13 protein-coding genes are annotated in these 15,684 nt (G+C 71.2%); 6 read left to right on the forward strand and 7 right to left on the reverse strand.

The window, feature by feature from the left end:
• Window positions 1-29: 29 nt before the first annotated feature.
• A complete protein-coding gene (locus ACIHFD_RS46515; protein ID WP_397372430.1) occupies window positions 30-1,562 on the reverse strand; it encodes an MDR family MFS transporter in 1,533 nt (510 codons plus the stop codon).
• Between the two features lie 146 nt (window positions 1,563-1,708).
• Between ACIHFD_RS46515 and ACIHFD_RS46520 the strand changes: the two genes are divergently transcribed.
• The 6 genes from ACIHFD_RS46520 (at window position 1,709) to ACIHFD_RS46545 (ending at window position 7,864) form a co-directional block, all read left to right on the forward strand.
• A complete protein-coding gene (locus tag ACIHFD_RS46520) occupies window positions 1,709-2,290 on the forward strand; it encodes a TetR/AcrR family transcriptional regulator (protein WP_397372343.1) in 582 nt (193 codons plus the stop codon).
• 112 nt (window positions 2,291-2,402) lie between these two features.
• Window positions 2,403-3,248 carry a shikimate dehydrogenase gene (locus tag ACIHFD_RS46525; protein WP_397372344.1) on the forward strand — a complete coding sequence of 282 codons (846 nt, stop codon included), beginning with the start codon at window positions 2,403-2,405 and terminating at the stop codon, window positions 3,246-3,248.
• 9 nt (window positions 3,249-3,257) lie between these two features.
• Window positions 3,258-4,985, forward strand: coding sequence for a bifunctional sugar phosphate isomerase/epimerase/4-hydroxyphenylpyruvate dioxygenase family protein (locus ACIHFD_RS46530; RefSeq protein ID WP_397372345.1), 1,728 nt, complete (start codon window positions 3,258-3,260; stop codon window positions 4,983-4,985).
• Window positions 4,986-4,994: 9 nt separating this feature from the next.
• Window positions 4,995-5,642: a TetR/AcrR family transcriptional regulator gene (locus ACIHFD_RS46535; protein ID WP_363968530.1), complete on the forward strand. Its 648-nt coding sequence runs from the start codon at window positions 4,995-4,997 to the stop codon at window positions 5,640-5,642.
• A 153-nt stretch (window positions 5,643-5,795) separates the two neighbouring features.
• A complete protein-coding gene (locus tag ACIHFD_RS46540; protein ID WP_397372431.1) occupies window positions 5,796-7,091 on the forward strand; it encodes an MFS transporter in 1,296 nt (431 codons plus the stop codon).
• Window positions 7,088-7,864, forward strand: coding sequence for an N-acyl homoserine lactonase family protein (locus ACIHFD_RS46545; RefSeq protein WP_397372346.1), 777 nt, complete (start codon window positions 7,088-7,090; stop codon window positions 7,862-7,864). Before ACIHFD_RS46540 ends, ACIHFD_RS46545 begins: the two co-directional genes overlap by 4 nt.
• A 37-nt stretch (window positions 7,865-7,901) precedes the next feature.
• On the opposite strand, the gene ACIHFD_RS46550 is transcribed toward ACIHFD_RS46545, so the two are convergent.
• From ACIHFD_RS46550 to ACIHFD_RS46575, 6 genes are all read right to left on the reverse strand, one after another.
• Window positions 7,902-8,603: an ABC transporter ATP-binding protein gene (locus ACIHFD_RS46550; RefSeq protein WP_397372347.1), complete on the reverse strand. Its 702-nt coding sequence runs from the start codon at window positions 8,601-8,603 to the stop codon at window positions 7,902-7,904.
• Complete coding sequence (locus ACIHFD_RS46555) at window positions 8,600-10,378, reverse strand: ATP-binding cassette domain-containing protein (RefSeq protein WP_397372348.1); 1,779 nt, start codon at window positions 10,376-10,378, stop codon at window positions 8,600-8,602. Before ACIHFD_RS46555 ends, ACIHFD_RS46550 begins: the two co-directional genes overlap by 4 nt.
• On the reverse strand, window positions 10,375-11,244 hold the full coding sequence (locus ACIHFD_RS46560) for a branched-chain amino acid ABC transporter permease (protein WP_397372349.1): 870 nt from the start codon (window positions 11,242-11,244) through the stop codon (window positions 10,375-10,377). Before ACIHFD_RS46560 ends, ACIHFD_RS46555 begins: the two co-directional genes overlap by 4 nt.
• Before the next feature lies 1 nt (window position 11,245).
• Window positions 11,246-12,379, reverse strand: coding sequence for an ABC transporter substrate-binding protein (locus ACIHFD_RS46565; RefSeq protein ID WP_397372350.1), 1,134 nt, complete (start codon window positions 12,377-12,379; stop codon window positions 11,246-11,248).
• Between the two features lie 97 nt (window positions 12,380-12,476).
• On the reverse strand, window positions 12,477-14,192 hold the full coding sequence (locus ACIHFD_RS46570) for a thiamine pyrophosphate-binding protein (protein WP_397372351.1): 1,716 nt from the start codon (window positions 14,190-14,192) through the stop codon (window positions 12,477-12,479).
• The gene (locus tag ACIHFD_RS46575; RefSeq protein ID WP_397372352.1) at window positions 14,189-15,649 is read right to left on the reverse strand and encodes an aldehyde dehydrogenase family protein; all 1,461 of its coding nucleotides are present in this window, start codon (window positions 15,647-15,649) and stop codon (window positions 14,189-14,191) included. Before ACIHFD_RS46575 ends, ACIHFD_RS46570 begins: the two co-directional genes overlap by 4 nt.
• Window positions 15,650-15,684: the final 35 nt, after the last annotated feature.

Genomic DNA, 15,684 nt, shown 5'->3' on the forward strand with positions numbered 1-15,684 from the left:
AGGAACTGGTGAATCCTTGCCGTCGCAGGTCAGGCGTTGGCCGGGGCCTCCTCCTTGGCGGGCTCGGGCAGGTCCAGGCTGTCGCGGAGCTTGGCCGGCTTGAGGAAGGCCGCGGCGACGAGGCCGACGACGGCGATCGCGGCCGAGATGAGGAAGATGTGGCCGGTGGCGTCGCCGTACGCGGACCTGACGATCACCTTGATCGGCTCGGGCAGCGCGGCGAGGTTGAGGCTGCCGCCCGCCGCCTGCCCGCCCGCCGGGATGCCGGCCTTGGCCAGGCCCTCGGCGATGTTGGACGCCACCCGGTTGGCCAGGACGGCGCCGAGCACCGACACGCCGACGGTGCCGCCGAGCGAGCGGAAGAAGGTGATCGCGCCGCTGGCCGCGCCGATCTCGCGCAGCGGGACGGTGTTCTGGATGACGAGGACGAGGTTCTGCATCGACATGCCCACGCCGACGCCCACGGCCAGCATGTACGCGGAGATCAGCACCATCGAGGTCTGGTGGTCGATCGTGGCCAGCCCGGCGAAGCCCAGCGTCAGGACGACCAGGCCGGCCAGGATGTACGGCTTGGTCTGGCCGCTCCTGGAGACCATCCGGCCGCTGATCGTCGAGGAGAGCAGCACGCCGGCCATCATCGGGATGGTCAGCAGACCCGCGGCGGTCGGGCCGTACCCGCGCCCGATCTGGAAGTACTGGCCCAGGAAGACCGAGCCGCCGAACATCGCCATGCCGACCGCCAGGCTGGCCAGGATGGCCAGCGCGGGGGTGCGCCTGCTGATGACGTGCAGCGGCACGACCGGCTCCGTGACCCGGGACTCGACCCAGGTCGCCAGGGCGAGCAGGAGCACGCCGCCGCCCGCCATGGCCGCGGTCTGCCAGGACAGCCAGTCGAACTCGTTGCCGACGAAGGTGACCCAGATGAGCAGGACGCTGACGCCGGCGGCGATGAGGGTGGCTCCCCAGTAGTCGATGCTCACGCCCGAGCGCCGCACGGTCGCCACGCGCAGGGTCTTGGTCAGCAGCGCGAAGGCGACGACGGTGAACGGCACGGCGATGAAGAAGCACCAGCGCCAGCCCAGCCAGGAGGTGTCGGAGATGAGGCCGCCGAGCAGCGGGCCGCCGACGGTGGCCACGGCCATGACCGCGCCGAGGTAGCCGTTGTAGCGGCCGCGCTCCTTGGGAGTGATCATCGCGGCGATGATCACCTGCGTGAGGATCTGCAGGGCGCCCATGCCCAGGCCCTGGATCGCGCGGAAGGCGATGAGCTGCCCGGTGTTCTGGGCGAAGCCGCAGGCCAGCGAGCTGACCATGAAGATCACGATGGAGATCTGCAGGAGCAGCTTCTTGTTGAACAGGTCGGCCAGCTTGCCCCAGATGGGGGTGGAGGCGGTCGAGGCCAGCAGGGAGGCCGTGACCACCCATGTGTACTGCGACTGGCTGCCGTCGAGCGCGCCGATGATCTGGGGGAGCGCGACCGAGACGACCGTGCCGCTGATCATCGCGACGAAGAGGACCAGCAACAGGCCGCTGAGGGCCTCCAGAACCTGGCGGTGGGCCATCGGCTCCGCCGCCGGCGACGGCGCTGCCGTCTGTGCGCTCATGCGCGAACCTCCAAATGAGTACGTGGGACCGGGACACCATACATGCTCAATGGGAAACTTTGCGCACTGGGCATCTATTCCCGCCGGGTAAGCTTGCCTGCGTCATGGACAGCACAATGGGATTGCGCGAGCGCAAGAAGGCCGAGACCCGCAGAGCGGTGCACGAGGCCACGCTGCGGCTGGCGATCGAGCACGGCCTGGACAACGTCACGGTCGAGGCCATCGCCGACGCCGCCAACATCTCGCGCCGGACGTTCTCCAACTACTTCGACGGCAAGGAGGAGGCGCTGCTCTACGGCGACGAGCAGCGCCTGCTCGAACTGGTGCGGCGGGTGCGCGAGCAGCCGCCCGAGCTGTCGGCGTGGCGGGCGCTGCGCAGCGCGCTCGACATCTTCGAGGTCGAGACCGTCGCCCCCGACCGGGAGTGGCAGGTGCGCACGAGGCTGGTCATGCGCCACCCCTCGCTGCTGGCCAGGCAACTGGCCAGCCGGATGCGCCTGGAGCGGGAGCTGGACGCGGCGGTGGCCGGGCGCGAGCAGGCCGGGGGCGTCGGTCCCGAGGTGATCGCCGCCGCCTTCCTGGTCGCGATGCGCATCGCCACGCAGAAGTGGCTCGACGACGAGACCCGGACGATGCGGGAGGTCACGGAAGAAGTGCTGGACCAGATGGCCCAGCCGTTCGCCTGACCCCGGGGCCGGGAAGGGCCGGTGGCGGCCCTCGTCTAGCCAGCTAACTCACTAGTACGTACATTAGGAGGCGTCCAACGCACCTGTCCCATCCGCCGGAGAGGAAGAACTGATGGCCTCGTTCCTGACCGGGCTGGTCGGCTCGGGCATCGGCCCCTCGCTCAGCCCGCCGCTGCACGAGCGGGAGGCCGTCCACCACGGGCTGCACTACGTCTACCGCCTGCTCGACACGGACGTGCTCGGGCTCGACGTGGGGGAGCTGGTACGCACCGCGCGCCGCTTCGGCTACGACGGGCTCAACATCACCCACCCGTGCAAGCAGAGCGTCATCCCGCACCTGGACGACCTGTCGCCGGACGCCCGCATGCTCGGCGCCGTCAACACCGTCGTGTTCGACGGCGAGCGCGCCATCGGGCACAACACGGACTGGACGGGGTTCGCCGAGTCGTTCGCCCGCGGCCTGCCCGACGCGCCCACCCGCCGGATCGTGCAGCTCGGCGCGGGCGGCGCGGGGGCGGCGGTCGGGCACGCGCTGCTCACCCTGGGGGCCGACCGGGTCACGATCGTCGACGCCGACCCCGGCCGGGCGGTGCGGCTGGCGGCGGAGCTGAGCTCCCGGTTCGGCACCGGCCGGGCCGGCGCCGCCACCCAGGACGAGCTGCCCGGACTGCTCGCCGAGGCGGACGGGCTGGCGCACGCCACGCCCACCGGCATGGCCCACCACCCGGGGCTGCCGCTGCCCGCGGCGCTGCTGCGCCCCGGCCTGTGGGTGGCCGACATCGTGTACCGGCCGCTGGAGACGGAGCTGCTCAAGCAGGCCCGCGCGGCGGGCTGCAGGACGCTGGACGGCGGCGGCATGGTCGTCTTCCAGGCCGCGCACGCCTTCCGCCTGTTCACCGGCCGCGAACCCGACACCGAGCGCATGCTCGCCCACCTGACCGACCTGGTGACCGTCTGAGGAGAAGTCATGCGCAAGTCCATCGCCACCGTGTCGGTGAGCGGCACGCTGACCGAGAAGCTGGACGCCATCGCCGCCGCCGGGTTCGACGGCGTGGAGATCTTCGAGAACGACCTGCTGGTCTGCCCGCTGCCACCCGAGGAGATCCGGGCCCGCGCCGCGGACCTGGGGCTCTCCATCGACCTCTACCAGCCCTTCCGCGATTTCGAGGCCGTGCCCGCCGACCTGCTGGCCCGCAACCTGCGCCGCGCCGAGCACAAGTTCCGGACCATGGAGCGGCTGGGCGCCGACCTGCTGCTCGTCTGCTCCAACGTCTCGCCCGAGGCGATCGGCGACGACGAGCTGGCCGCCTCCCAGCTGTGGCTGCTCGCCGAACGGGCCGCCGGGCACGGGATCCGCATCGCCTACGAGGCGCTGGCCTGGGGCCGGCACGTCAACGAGTACCTGCACGCCTGGCGCCTGGTGCGCATGGCCGACCACCCGAACCTGGGCACCTGCCTGGACAGCTTCCACATCCTCTCGCGCGGCTCCGACCCGATCGGCATCGAGGCGATCCCCGGCGAGAAGATCTTCTTCCTCCAGCTCGCCGACGCGCCGCTGCTGGCCATGGATGTGCTGCAGTGGAGCCGCCACTACCGCTGCTTCCCGGGCCAGGGCAACTTCGACGTGGCGGGGCTGGTGCGGCACGTCCTCGACGCCGGATACACCGGCCCGCTCTCGCTGGAGGTCTTCAACGACCACTTCCGCCAGGCCGGCACCGCCCGCACGGCCCGCGACGGCATGCGCTCGCTCATCGCCCTGGAGGACACCCTGTACGGGGCCGCCCATCCGGCAGTCCCCACCGGGTTCGCCTTCGCGGAGCTGGCCGACCCCGAAGCTCTCGGCGGAGTGCTGAGCGCGCTCGGCTTCCAACGTACCGGGACGCATCCCACCAAACCCGTCGAGCTGTGGGAGCAGGGCGGCGCGCGGCTGCTGCTGAACGCCGCAGGCGGGGACCCCGCGCTGGTCGCCATCGGGCTGGACAGCCCCGACCCCGGCGCGGCGGTCAAGCACGCCGAGTCGCTGCTGTCGCCGGTCCTGCCGCGCGAGCGCGCGCCCAGGGAGGCGCGCCTGGACGCCGTCGCCGCCCCCGACGGCACCGAGATCTTCTTCTGCGACACGGCCTGGCTCGACGACTTCGACCCCTTGGGGCCGGTCGTCGGGGAGATCACCCGCATCGACCACGTGGCCCTCACCCAGCCGTTCCACTATTTCGACGAGGCAGAGCTGTTCTACCGCACCGTGCTCGGCCTGCGGCCCCAGGAGAGCCTGGAGCTGCCCGACCCGTACGGGCTGCTGCGCAGCAAGGCGATGTCGGCCGCCGAGGGCGCGGTCCGGATGGTCATCAACCTCACCCAGGTCGGTGCCAGGGACCTGCCGTGGCAGCACGTCGCGCTCGCCTGCGACGACGTCGTGGCCGTCGCCCGCCGCCTGCGGGCCGAGCATCCGGAGCTGCTGCTGCCCATCCCCGCCAACTACTACGACGACCTGGAGGCCCGCCACGACAACGTCGACCCCGAGCTCAGGGAGCTGGGCGTGCTGTACGACCGGGACGCCCACGGCGAGTTCCTGCACCTGTACACCATCACCGTGGGCCGCGTCTTCTTCGAACTCGTCCAGCGCACGGGCGGCTACCAGGGGTACGGCGCCGGGAACGCCCCGATCCGGCTCTCCGTGCAGCACGCCGGACCTCACTAAGATGACCGAATGACCACGCAACCCGTCGCCTCCGAACGCCAGCGGGACGCCGAGCGCACCAAGGCGGAGATCCTCAAGGTCGCCCAGCAGGAGTTCGCCCGGCACGGGTACGCGGGCGCGCGCGTGGACGAGATCGCCGAGCGCATGCGCACGACCAAGCGCATGATCTACTACTACTTCGGCAGCAAGGAGCGCCTCTACATTGCGGTCCTGGAGAAGGCCTACACCGAGGTCCGGGCGATGGAGCGGACGATCGACGTCGAGCACCTGGCCCCGGTGGAGGCGATCCGCACCCTGGCGGAGCTGACCTTCGACCACCACGACCTGCACCGCGACTTCATCAAGCTCGTCGCCATCGAGAACGTCCACCAGGCCGAGCACATCCGCAAGTCCGAGGTGCTGGCCAACCTCGGCACGCCGGTGCTCGACGTCATCTCGCGCATCCTGGACGCGGGGCAGGCCTCGGGCGAGTTCGTGACCGACGCCGACGCGATCGACGTGCACATGATGATCAGCTCGTTCTGCTTCTTCCGGGTGGCCAACCAGCACACGTTCGGCGCGCTGTTCGGTCGCGACATGACGGCGCCGGAGCACCGCGACCGGCTGCGCCGGATGGTGGGCGAGATGGTCGTCGCCTACCTCCGCGGCCCTGCCTGATCACTGGGCCTGATCACTGGGCCTGATCACTGGGCCTGATCACTGGGCCTGCCAGGTAACCGATTGGCAACGCCCTTGTAATGTACGAACCGGTGAGTTAGCTTCCTGCCACTGCGCTATGCCATTCCCCCCGTGAGGAGCATAATCGTGACGATGCAGGGCAAACCTCGCAAAGCGGCTATAGCTGCATGGATCGGTAGTGCCTTGGAGTACTACGACTTCTTCATCTACGGCACCGCGGCCGCGCTCGTCTTCAGCAAGATCTTCTTTCCGTCCAGCTCGCCCGCCACAGGTACGCTCCTGGCCCTGGCCACCTTCGGCGTCGGCTATCTGGCCAGGCCGGTCGGCGCGTTCGTGCTCGGGCACGTGGGCGACAAGTTCGGCCGCAAGAAGGTCCTGGTCACCACGCTGGTCATGATGGGCGCCTCGACGTTCCTGGTGGGCTGCCTGCCCACGTACGACCAGGTCGGCGTGCTCGCCCCGGTCCTGCTCGTGGTCCTGCGCCTGCTGCAGGGCTTCTCCGTCTCCGGCGAGCAGGCCGGCGCCAACTCGATGACGCTCGAGCACGCCCCCGACACCCGCCGGGCCTACTACACCAGCTTCACGCTCAACGGCACCCAGGCCGGGCAGATCATCGCCACCGCGATCTTCCTGCCGATCGCCGCGCTGCCCGAGGACCAGCTGCTGAGCTGGGGCTGGCGGGTGCCGTTCTGGCTGAGCATCGGGGTGGCCGCCGTCGGGCTGGTCATCCGCCGCACGCTGGAGGAGACGCCCGCCTTCGAGCAGGAGGTCGCCACCAACAACGTGGCCAGGATGCCGCTGGCCGTGCTCTTCCGCGAGCAGCGGGGGGACGTGCTGCGCGTGGTCGTGGCCGCGGTCATCGCCTCGGTGAGCACGATCTTCACCGTCCACGCGCTGTCGTACGCCGTCAACACCATGCACCTGGAACGCGGCCTCATGCTGTGGGTCGGCGTGTTGGCCAACGTCGCCGCGGTGATCACGATCCCGCTGTGGGGGCGGCTGTCGGACCGGGTCGGCCGCAAGCCGGTCTTCATCGGCGGCTCGCTGGGCTGCGCGGCGCTGATGTTCGCCTACCTGTGGTCGATCTCCATCGGCAGTTACCCTCTGATCTTCGTCGTGGGCATCCTGATGTTCGGCATCGTGCACAGCGCCACCAGCGGCGTCTGGCCGTCGTTCTACGGTGAGATGTTCACCACCCGGGTCCGCCTGTCGGGCATGGCGATCGGCACCCAGATCGGCTTCGCGATCGCCGGCTTCGCGCCGACCGTGGCCACGGCGCTGGCGGGCACCGGCCAGGGCAGCTGGCTGGGCGTGTCGGTCATCACCGCCGTCGTGTGCCTGGTCAACGTGGCCGCCGTGGCCACCGCCCGGGAGACCTACCGCGTCCCCACCGAGCAGCTCGGGCTCAAGGAACCGGTGCGGGTGTGAGCGGTTTCCGCGTGTACGCCCTGCGCTACGCCGAGCGCGATGCCCGGCGTGGCGAGCACTTCCACGGCTACGACACCCGGGGAGCCGAGCCGCACCCCACCGCGTACTACGTCTGGCTGGCCGTCAACGACGAGCACACGGTTGTCATCGACACCGGCATCGCCCGGGCGCTCGCCGAACGGGCCGCGGGGCTGCGCTACCTGGCCTCGCCGGTGGAGGCGCTGGCCCGGCTGGGCGTGGCGGCGGACGCCGTCGATCACGTGGTGCTGACCCACCTGCACTACGACCACACCGGCACCGCCGGCGAGTTCACCTCCGCCCGCTACGTCCTGCAGCGGGCCGAACTGGACTACTGGACGGGACCCTGGGCCGAGCGCGTCACGGGGGAGCGCTGGCTGCTGAACGATGACGACCTCGCCCACCTCCAGGCCGCCCGCCGGGACGGCCGCGTGTCCCTGCTGGACGGCGACGCGACCGTGGTGCCCGGTCTGAGCGTGCACCTGGTCGGCGGCCACACGGCGGGCATGCAGGTGGTGCGCGTGCGCACCGCCCGCGGGCACGTCGTGCTGGCCTCCGACGCGAGCCACTTCTACGAGAACATCGAGGGCGACCGGCCGTTCCCGATCCTGCACAGCATGACCGGCATGTACGGCGCCTTCGACCGGATCAACGAGCTGGCCGACGGGCCCCACCTGGTGGTCGCCGGCCACGACCCGGAGGTGCTCAAGCGCTTCCCCCTGCTGGAGCCGGACATCGCGGAGATCGCCGGCTGACCCACCCCCCCGGCCGCAGGGTGCCGCCGCCGGGGGGTCACAGGCCGAGGTAGATGCGGCGGACCTGAGGGTCGTCGCGGAGCTCGGCCGAGGTGCCGGTGGCGGCGATCTCGCCGTTCTCCATCACCAGGCAGGTCGTGGTGACCTCGAAGGTGAGCTTGGCGTTCTGCTCGACGAGCAGGATGGCCAGGCCGTCGGCGTTGAGCCGCTTGAGCACGGCGGCGATCTCGGCGACGAGGATCGGCGACAGCCCCATCGAGGGCTCGTCCAGCAGCATCACCTTGGGGCGGCACATCAGCGCCCGTCCGACGGCCAGCATCTGCTGCTGGCCTCCGGACAGGGCCCCCGCCAGGCGGTGGCGCATCTCGCGCAGCACCGGGAACACCTCGTACACCTCGTCGATGGGCGTGCGCTTCCAGCTCTGCGTGTAGGCCCCGAGCAGGAGGTTCTTCTCGACGCTCAGGCCCGGGAAGACGTGCCGGCCCTCGGGGACGTAGCCGATGCCGTGCCGCACCAGGGTGTGCGCGGGCGTGCGCAGCAGGTCGTGCCCGCCGAAGCGGATCGCGCCGGCCTGCCGGGGCGCCAGGCCCATGACGGCCTTGAGCGTGGAGGTCTTGCCCGCGCCGTTGGCGCCGATGATCCCCAGCGACTGGCCGGGTTCGACGGTGAAGGAGACGTCGTGGGCGGCCCGTACGCCACCGTAGTGGACGGAGAGGTTCTCGACGGTGAGCGTGCTCAACGGGTGGCCTCCTCGGCGGTGGGGGCGGTCATCGAGTCGCCGAGGTAGGCGGCCACGACGTCGGGGTGCACGGCCACCTCGGCCGGCGGGCCGTCGGCGATGACGCGGCCGCCCGACAGCACGGTGACCTGCTCGCACAGCGACATGACCAGGCCCATGTTGTGTTCGATGATCACGACGGTCACGCCGGAGTCCCTGATGGAGCGGACGATCTCGCCGAGCCGGCGCACCTCCTCACCATTCATTCCGGCCGCGGGCTCGTCCAGCAGGAGCAGGCCGGGCCGCATGGCCATGGCGCGGGCCAGCTCGATGCGCCGCTGGATCCCGTACGGCAGCGCGCGCGGCTCGGCGTCGGCGACCTCGCCCAGGCCGAACCGCTCGATGAGCTCCCCGGCCCGCTCGCGCAGCTCCCGCTCGTAGCCCAGCACCTTCCAGGGCAGGCTCGGGTAGCGCCAGATCCACGTGGTGGGAGTGCGGTCCAGGCCGACGAGCAGGTTCTCGCGCACGCTGAGGTCCTCGAACAGGCGCAGGTTCTGGAAGGTCCTGGCCACGCCGCGGTGCGACAGCCGGTACGGCGCCGCCCCCGTCACGTCGCGCCCGCGCAGCCGCACCGACCCCTGGGTGGGCGTGTAGAAGCCGCTGATGACGTTGAACAGCGTGGTCTTGCCCGAGCCGTTGGGCCCCACGATGCCGCGGATCTGCCCGGCGGGCACGGTGAGCGACACCCCGTCGAGCGCGACCAGGCCCTTGAACCGCTTGGTCACGTCCCGGACCTCCAGCACGTCGCCGTCCGAAGGGGCGGGCGCGGCGGCCTCGTACGGCCGGAAGGGGCCGAGCTGGGCACGCGAGCCGTCGCGACGGCGCCGCAGGAGCTGGCGGGGCAGCCCGGCCAGGCCCTTGGGCGCGAACACCACCACGAGCACGACCACGAGGCCGTAGCCGAGCTGGGCGTAGGCGGAGGCGTCCAGCAGCGCCTCCCTGACCAGGGAGAGCGCGACGGCGCCGACGACGCAGCCCAGGATGCTGCTCCGGCCGCCGATGATCACCATGGCGAGCAGGAGGAACATGTTCGCGATGTTGAACGACTCGGGAGCGACGAAACGGATGAGCCCGGCGTACAGGACGCCCGCGACGCCGCCGTACAGGCCGGACAGCACGAAGGCGGTCATGCGCAGCAGCGGGATCTCCGCGCCCAGCGCGCCCGCCGCGAGGTCGTCGTCGCGCATGGCGCGGAGTCTGCGGCCCAGCGGCGAGTGGGCGACCAGCAGGGCGAAGGCCAGGACGAGCGCGAAGACGATCAGCTCGACGTAGTAGAAGAGGTAGCCGCTGGACAGGTCGAGGCCGAACATCGGCGGCACCGGCACATCGCTGATGCCCTCGGCGCGGCCCGCGACGGTGGCGTTGGTGACCCAGTTGGTGAAGGCCAGGGCCAGGCCGAGCGTCACGATGCCCAGATAGTGCGACTGCATGCGCAGCGCCGGCACCCCCACGAGCGCGCCGAAGACCGCGGCGGCCACCACCGCCAGGACCGCGGCGGTCCAGAAGCCGAAGCCGGCCTGCGTGGTGAGGATGGCCACGGTGTAGGCGCCGACGCCGAAGAAGGCGACCTGGGCCAGGTTGATCTGCCCGGCGACGCCCATGGTCAGGCCGAGGCCGACGGCCAGGATCGCGAAGATGATCGCCACGTCGGCGACGTGCATCGAGTAGCCGCCCAGGCCGTAGGGGAGCAGCCACGCGGCCACGGCGAGGGGGACGAGCCAGGCCAGACGTCTCATGCGCGGTTCACCGTGGCCTCTCCGAAGATGCCGGTCGGGCGGATCATGACCACGGCGGCGAACACCAGGAACGTCACCAGCTCCGAGTACTCCTGGAAGTTGCCTGCGGCGAACGCGTCGAGCAGCCCGAAGGCCAGCCCGCCGACGATCGCCCCCGGCATGCTGCCGAAGCCGCCCAGCATGGCGGCCGCGAAGCCCTTGATGCCCAGGGTGCCGCCCATGGTCGGGTTGACGTACAGCATGGGCCCGACCAGGCTGCCCGCCAGCGCCGCCAGGCCCGCGCCGATGGCGAAGGCCATGGCGTTGCTGCGCCCGACGTGGATGCCGACCGCGGTGGCGGCCTGGTGGTCCATGGCGACCGCCTGCATGGCCGCGCCGCGCTTGGTGCGCTGCAGGAACAGCGCCAGCAGCCCGGTCGCCGCCGCCGCGACCGCGATCACGAGCACGTTGTACGTGGGGATGCGGACGCCGGCCAGGTCGATCGGCTCGGTGGCGACGGGGGAGGGCACCGCGTGGCCGGTGGCCCCCCAGACGAGGACCGCCCCCGCCTCCAGGACGGCGCCGAAGCCGATCGTGCCGATCAGCATCAGCGTGAAGTCCTTGTTCTCCAGGGGGCGCAGGAAGCGCTCGATCACCAGGCCGATGAGGCCGGTGACCGCGATGGCCACGACGATCGCGACGGCGAAGGGGAGCTTGCTGGCCAGGTAGAAGGTGGAGGCGGCGTACGCGCCGATCATGACGACGCTGCCGTGGGCGAAGTTGACCAGCCCCATGGTGCGGTAGACGATCGAGAACCCCATCGCCACCAGCGCGTACACCGCTCCGAACGTGACCCCGCCGATCAGGGTCTGGAGGAATACCTGCACGTCAGCCCGCGGCCTCGGGCACGACCTTGCCGTCCTTGACCAGGCCGATCTTGGTGGTGTGGATGCCGACGCCGTTGGCGTCGTAGTCGTAGTCGCCCAGCAGCCCGGCGCGCTTGACGCCGCGGATGGCGTCGGCCAGCTTCTGCCCGCCCTCGCCCTTGGTCTGCTTGAGCGCCTCGATGAGGATCGACGCGCCGTCGTACGCCTTGGCGACGTGCATGCGGGCCTCCTCGTTGTAGGCGGCCTTGTACTTGGCGGCGAACGCCTTGATGGCGTCGCTGGCGTCGTTGCTCAGGTAGGGCGAGCTGACGATCGAGCCCTCGGCGTTCTTCAGCCCGGCCGTGGTGGCGTACACGTCGGTGCCCATCGGGGCGCCGCCGGCGAAGACGGCCTTGAGCCCCAGCTCGCGGGCCTGCTTGGCGATCAGCCCCGACTGGACCTCCTCGGCGCCGATGAACAGCACCTCCGGGTCCTTCTCGCGGATCTTGGCGAGGTTGGCGTTGAAGTCCTTCTGGTCGGGGGTGACGACCTCGTCGGCCAGCGGGGTGACGCTCCTGGTCTTGAGGGCGTTGAGGAAGGCGTCGTGCTCGCCGCTGCCGTAGGCGCCGTTGTTGCTGATCAGCGCGATCTTCTTCTGCCCCTTCTCGTCGACCAGGTATTTGGCGAGCGTCTCGTCGAAGGTGACGCTGGTCGGCGCGTTGAGGAAGAGGAACGGGCTCTTCAGCTCGGCGAGCTTGGGCGACTGGCCCGAGGTGATGTTCGGGATCTTGGCGTCTTTGAGGATGGGCGCCATGGCCAGGGTGACCGCGCTCTCGGCGGTGCCGAGCATGGCGAGGTAGCCCTCGCCGGCGATCTTCCTGGCCAGGTTGGTGCCCACGGTCGGGTCGCCCTGGCTGTCGAACAGGTCGAGCTGGATCTGCCGCCCGTCGACGCCGCCGGCCTTGTTGGCCTCGTCGATGGCCAGCTTCACACCCTTGTGCTCCCACTGGCCGAGCGAGCTGAGCTGCCCGCTCTGGGCGTCGACGTTCGCGATCTTGATGGGTCCGGTGGCGCCGGCGCCTGACTGGTTCGACTGTCCGGGCGGGGCACAGGCGGCGAGCAGGATGAACGCGGCCGCGATGATCGGAAATCTCACGATTCACCTCTGGGGGTAGGTGAGAGTTAATTCACGGACTAGTACGTTCGTTATAGCGCCGCACGGAAGCGGAGGAAATATCGAACGCGCAACGGTTTCAGTCGGAGAACATCCCCTGATAGATGTCCTTGATGTTCCAGTGGCCGGGTGTCGGCACCGGTTCGTTCACCATCGGGACGTCGATGACCGCGGGACGCCGGTTCGCGACGGCCGCGCGCAGGGCCGCGCCGAACTCGGCGGGCGTGGTGACGGTGTGGCCGTCGGCGCCGCACGCCACAGCGAGCGCGGCGAAGTCCGGGCTGTAGGGCCGCCCGGCCGGGTCGGTGAAGTCGCAGCCGTGGCTGCGGCCGAAGTGGGCCGCCTGCAGGTCCGAGATGGTCCCGTGCGACCTGTTGTTCATCACCACGAAGATCACGGGGGCGCCCTGCTCGACCGCGAGCGGCACGGCGGGCAGCTGCGCGCTCATGCCGCCGTCGCCGATGAGCGCGACCACCGTCCGCTCCGGCCGGGCCAGCTGCACGCCCACGGCCGCGGCCGGGCCGAACCCCATGGTGGAGGCGCCGCCGGGGGTGATGAACCGCCCCTGCGGCGGCAGCTCGTAGCACTGGGCGACGCCGTTCTTGTTCCAGCCCACGTCGGTGACCAGCACGGCGTCGGCGGGGATCGCCTCGCGCAGGTCCGCCAGGATGCGCTCGGGCCGCAGCGGGAAGTCCTCGCTCCGGCCGCGCTCCCTGCTCGCGGTGAACAGCCCGGACCTGGCCTCGCGGATCTTCTCCCTCAGCTCCGGCCTGTCGGCCGGGGGATGGGCCTTGGCGGCCTCGGCCAGCGCCCTGACCGCGAGCCCCACGTCGGCGACCGCGCCGATCGCCACCGGGTAGTTGCGGCCGAGCTCGGCCGGGTCGATGTCGATCTGGATCAGCGTGCTGCCGGCGGAGAAGTCCCAGGTGAAGCGGGGGTCCCAGGAGCTGGCGTCCGTCTCGGCGAAGCGGGTGGCCAGGGCGAGCACGACGTCGGCCTCCCTGGCGTACGCGTTCGTCAGCTCCAGCCCCCAGAAGCCGGGCATGCCCAGCACGAGCGGGTGGGCGTCGGGCACGGTGCCCTTGGCCATGAGCGAGTGCGCGATGGGGATGTCGAGATGCTCGGCCAGCGCGATCAGCGCGTCGGCTTCTTCACGCAGGCCGCCGCCGACGTAGATGAGCGGCCGGTCGGCCGCCGCCAGCGTCGCGGCGATCAGCTCGGCGCTGGCCTCGGGCAGATCGGGCGGCGCCGCGTGGCTGATCGGCGGGTACGGCGCCGCGGGCCGGGAGAAGACGTCCATCGGCACGTTGACGAGCGTGGCGCCCGGCCGTCCCGACAACGCCGTCCAGAAGGCCCGCTCCACGGCCCGGCCCAGGTCCTGGGCGCGGTGCACGTTCCAGGCCCGCTTGACGAAGGGGCGGAAGACCGACGCCTGGTCGCCGTCGGCGTGCAGGTTGATCTCCTGGTGCGGGTGGCGGCCCCGGTAGTAGGAGGGGATGTCGCCGGAGATCACGATGAGGGGCACCGAGTCGAGCGCGGCGGTCATGACGCCGGTGGCGGCGTTGGTCAGGCCGGGACCGACGTGCACGAGCAGCACGCCGGGCTTGCCGCCGGCACGGGCGTAGCCGTCGGCGGCGTGCGCGGCGGCCTGCTCGTGGCGGGCGATGACGAAGCGGATGGGGCTGTCGGCCAGCGCGTCGAGCACCGCGATGTTGGTGTGCCCGCAGGTGCCGAAGACGTACTCGACGCCGAGCTCCTCCAGCTGCGCGACGAGCGCGTGGGCGGCGGTGGTCATTGATCTCCCCAGATCGTCAGCCCCTTGAGCATGAGGGTCTTGGTCACGGTGAAGTCCTCGATCATCCAGCGGGGCGACTCGCGGCCGATGCCGGAGTCCTTCACGCCGCCGAACGGGACGTGGTCGAGGCGGAAGTTGGAGGAGCCGTTGACGATCAGGCCGCCGACCTCCAGCTCCCGCCAGGCGGTGAGGATGCGGCGCACGTCGTGGGTGAAGATCCCGGCCTGCAGACCGTACGAGCTGCGGTTGCACTCCTCGATCACCTCGTCGAAGCCGTCATAGGGGAGCACGGCCACCAGCGCGCCGAACACCTCCTCCCTGACCACCCGCGCGTCGCGGGGCGGCGCGACCACGACGGTGGGCGCCATCACCGCCCCGTCGCGGCTGCCGCCCGCGGTGATGCGGGCGCCCGCCCCGGCGGCCTCGGCGCTCCAGCGGACCACGCGCTCGGCCGCGGCGTCGTCCACCATCGAGCCCACGTCGGTCGCCGGGTCGAGGGGGTCGCCCACGGCCAGGGCCTTCACCTCGCCGGTCAGGGCGTCGGCGAAGTCCTCGAAGCGGGAGCGCTGGACGTAGACGCGCTGAACCGAGATGCAGCTCTGGCCGGAGTTGCTGTAGCCGGTGCGGGCGCAGACCCGGGCCGCCTCGGCGACGTCCGCGTCCTCGCACACGATGGTCGCGGCGTTGCCGCCGAGTTCGAGCAGCACCCGCTTCGGCCCGGCGGCGTGGGCGACGGCGTGCCCGGCCGCGACGCCGCCGGTGAAGCTCACCACGGCGATCTCCGGCGCCGCGCACAGCCGCGCGCCCACCTCGCCGCCGCCGTGCAGGACCTGTACGGCCTCGACCGGCATGCCGGCGTCGAGCAGCAGCTCGACCAGCGCCGTGGAGACGGCCGGGGCCTGCGGCGGCGGCTTGACGATGGTGGTGTTGCCGGCGGCGAAGGAGGCGGCGAGCTTGTGGGCCAGCAGGTTCGCGGGCGCGTTGAACGGCGTGATCGCCAGCACCGGGCCCGCCGGGGCGCGCTGGGTGAGGGCGGTGTTGCCGACCCCGCGCGCCCAGCCCGCCACCGGCAGCACCTCGCCGCCGATCCGCCTGGCCTCGGCCGCCGCGACGGACAGCGTGTCGGCCACCCGCAGCACCTCGCCACGCCCGTCCTTGAGAGGTTTGCCCAGTTCGAGCGCGAGGAGGCGAGCGAACTCCTCGCCGCGCTCGCCGCCGCGATCGGTGAGCGCGGCGGCGGCGCGCTCCAGGATGTCCGCGCGGCTGGCCGGGGCCAGCCGCGCGATCGTCCTGGCCGACCGCTGGGCGTAGCCGAGAGCTGTGGTGACGTCGTCGGCCTGCGCCGTTCTGGCCCGGCTGACGACCTGGCGGACGTAGGGGCCGACGCGCTCGGCCCGCGGTCCTTCGGTGAGCCACTGGCCGGCGACCAGGCAGCCGGTGTCGTGGGTTGCGTTCATGGCGGCTCCATGGATCCGCTAAGCGGTTCTCATGA

The sequence above is a fragment of the Nonomuraea sp. NPDC051941 genome, assembly GCF_044593615.1.

Excerpts from the sequence above, each read along its gene's own strand:
- ACIHFD_RS46515 (WP_397372430.1), bottom strand. The coding sequence starts at position 1,562 with ATGGCCCACCGCCAGGTTCTGGAGGCCCTCAGCGGCCTGTTGCTGGTC.
- ACIHFD_RS46520 (WP_397372343.1), top strand. The coding sequence starts at position 1,709 with ATGGACAGCACAATGGGATTGCGCGAGCGCAAGAAGGCCGAGACCCGC.
- ACIHFD_RS46525 (WP_397372344.1), top strand. The coding sequence starts at position 2,403 with ATGGCCTCGTTCCTGACCGGGCTGGTCGGCTCGGGCATCGGCCCCTCG.
- ACIHFD_RS46530 (WP_397372345.1), top strand. The coding sequence starts at position 3,258 with ATGCGCAAGTCCATCGCCACCGTGTCGGTGAGCGGCACGCTGACCGAG.
- ACIHFD_RS46535 (WP_363968530.1), top strand. The coding sequence starts at position 4,995 with ATGACCACGCAACCCGTCGCCTCCGAACGCCAGCGGGACGCCGAGCGC.
- ACIHFD_RS46540 (WP_397372431.1), top strand. The coding sequence starts at position 5,796 with ATGCAGGGCAAACCTCGCAAAGCGGCTATAGCTGCATGGATCGGTAGT.
- ACIHFD_RS46555 (WP_397372348.1), bottom strand. The coding sequence starts at position 10,378 with ATGAGACGTCTGGCCTGGCTCGTCCCCCTCGCCGTGGCCGCGTGGCTG.
- ACIHFD_RS46570 (WP_397372351.1), bottom strand. The coding sequence starts at position 14,192 with ATGACCACCGCCGCCCACGCGCTCGTCGCGCAGCTGGAGGAGCTCGGC.
- ACIHFD_RS46575 (WP_397372352.1), bottom strand. The coding sequence starts at position 15,649 with ATGAACGCAACCCACGACACCGGCTGCCTGGTCGCCGGCCAGTGGCTC.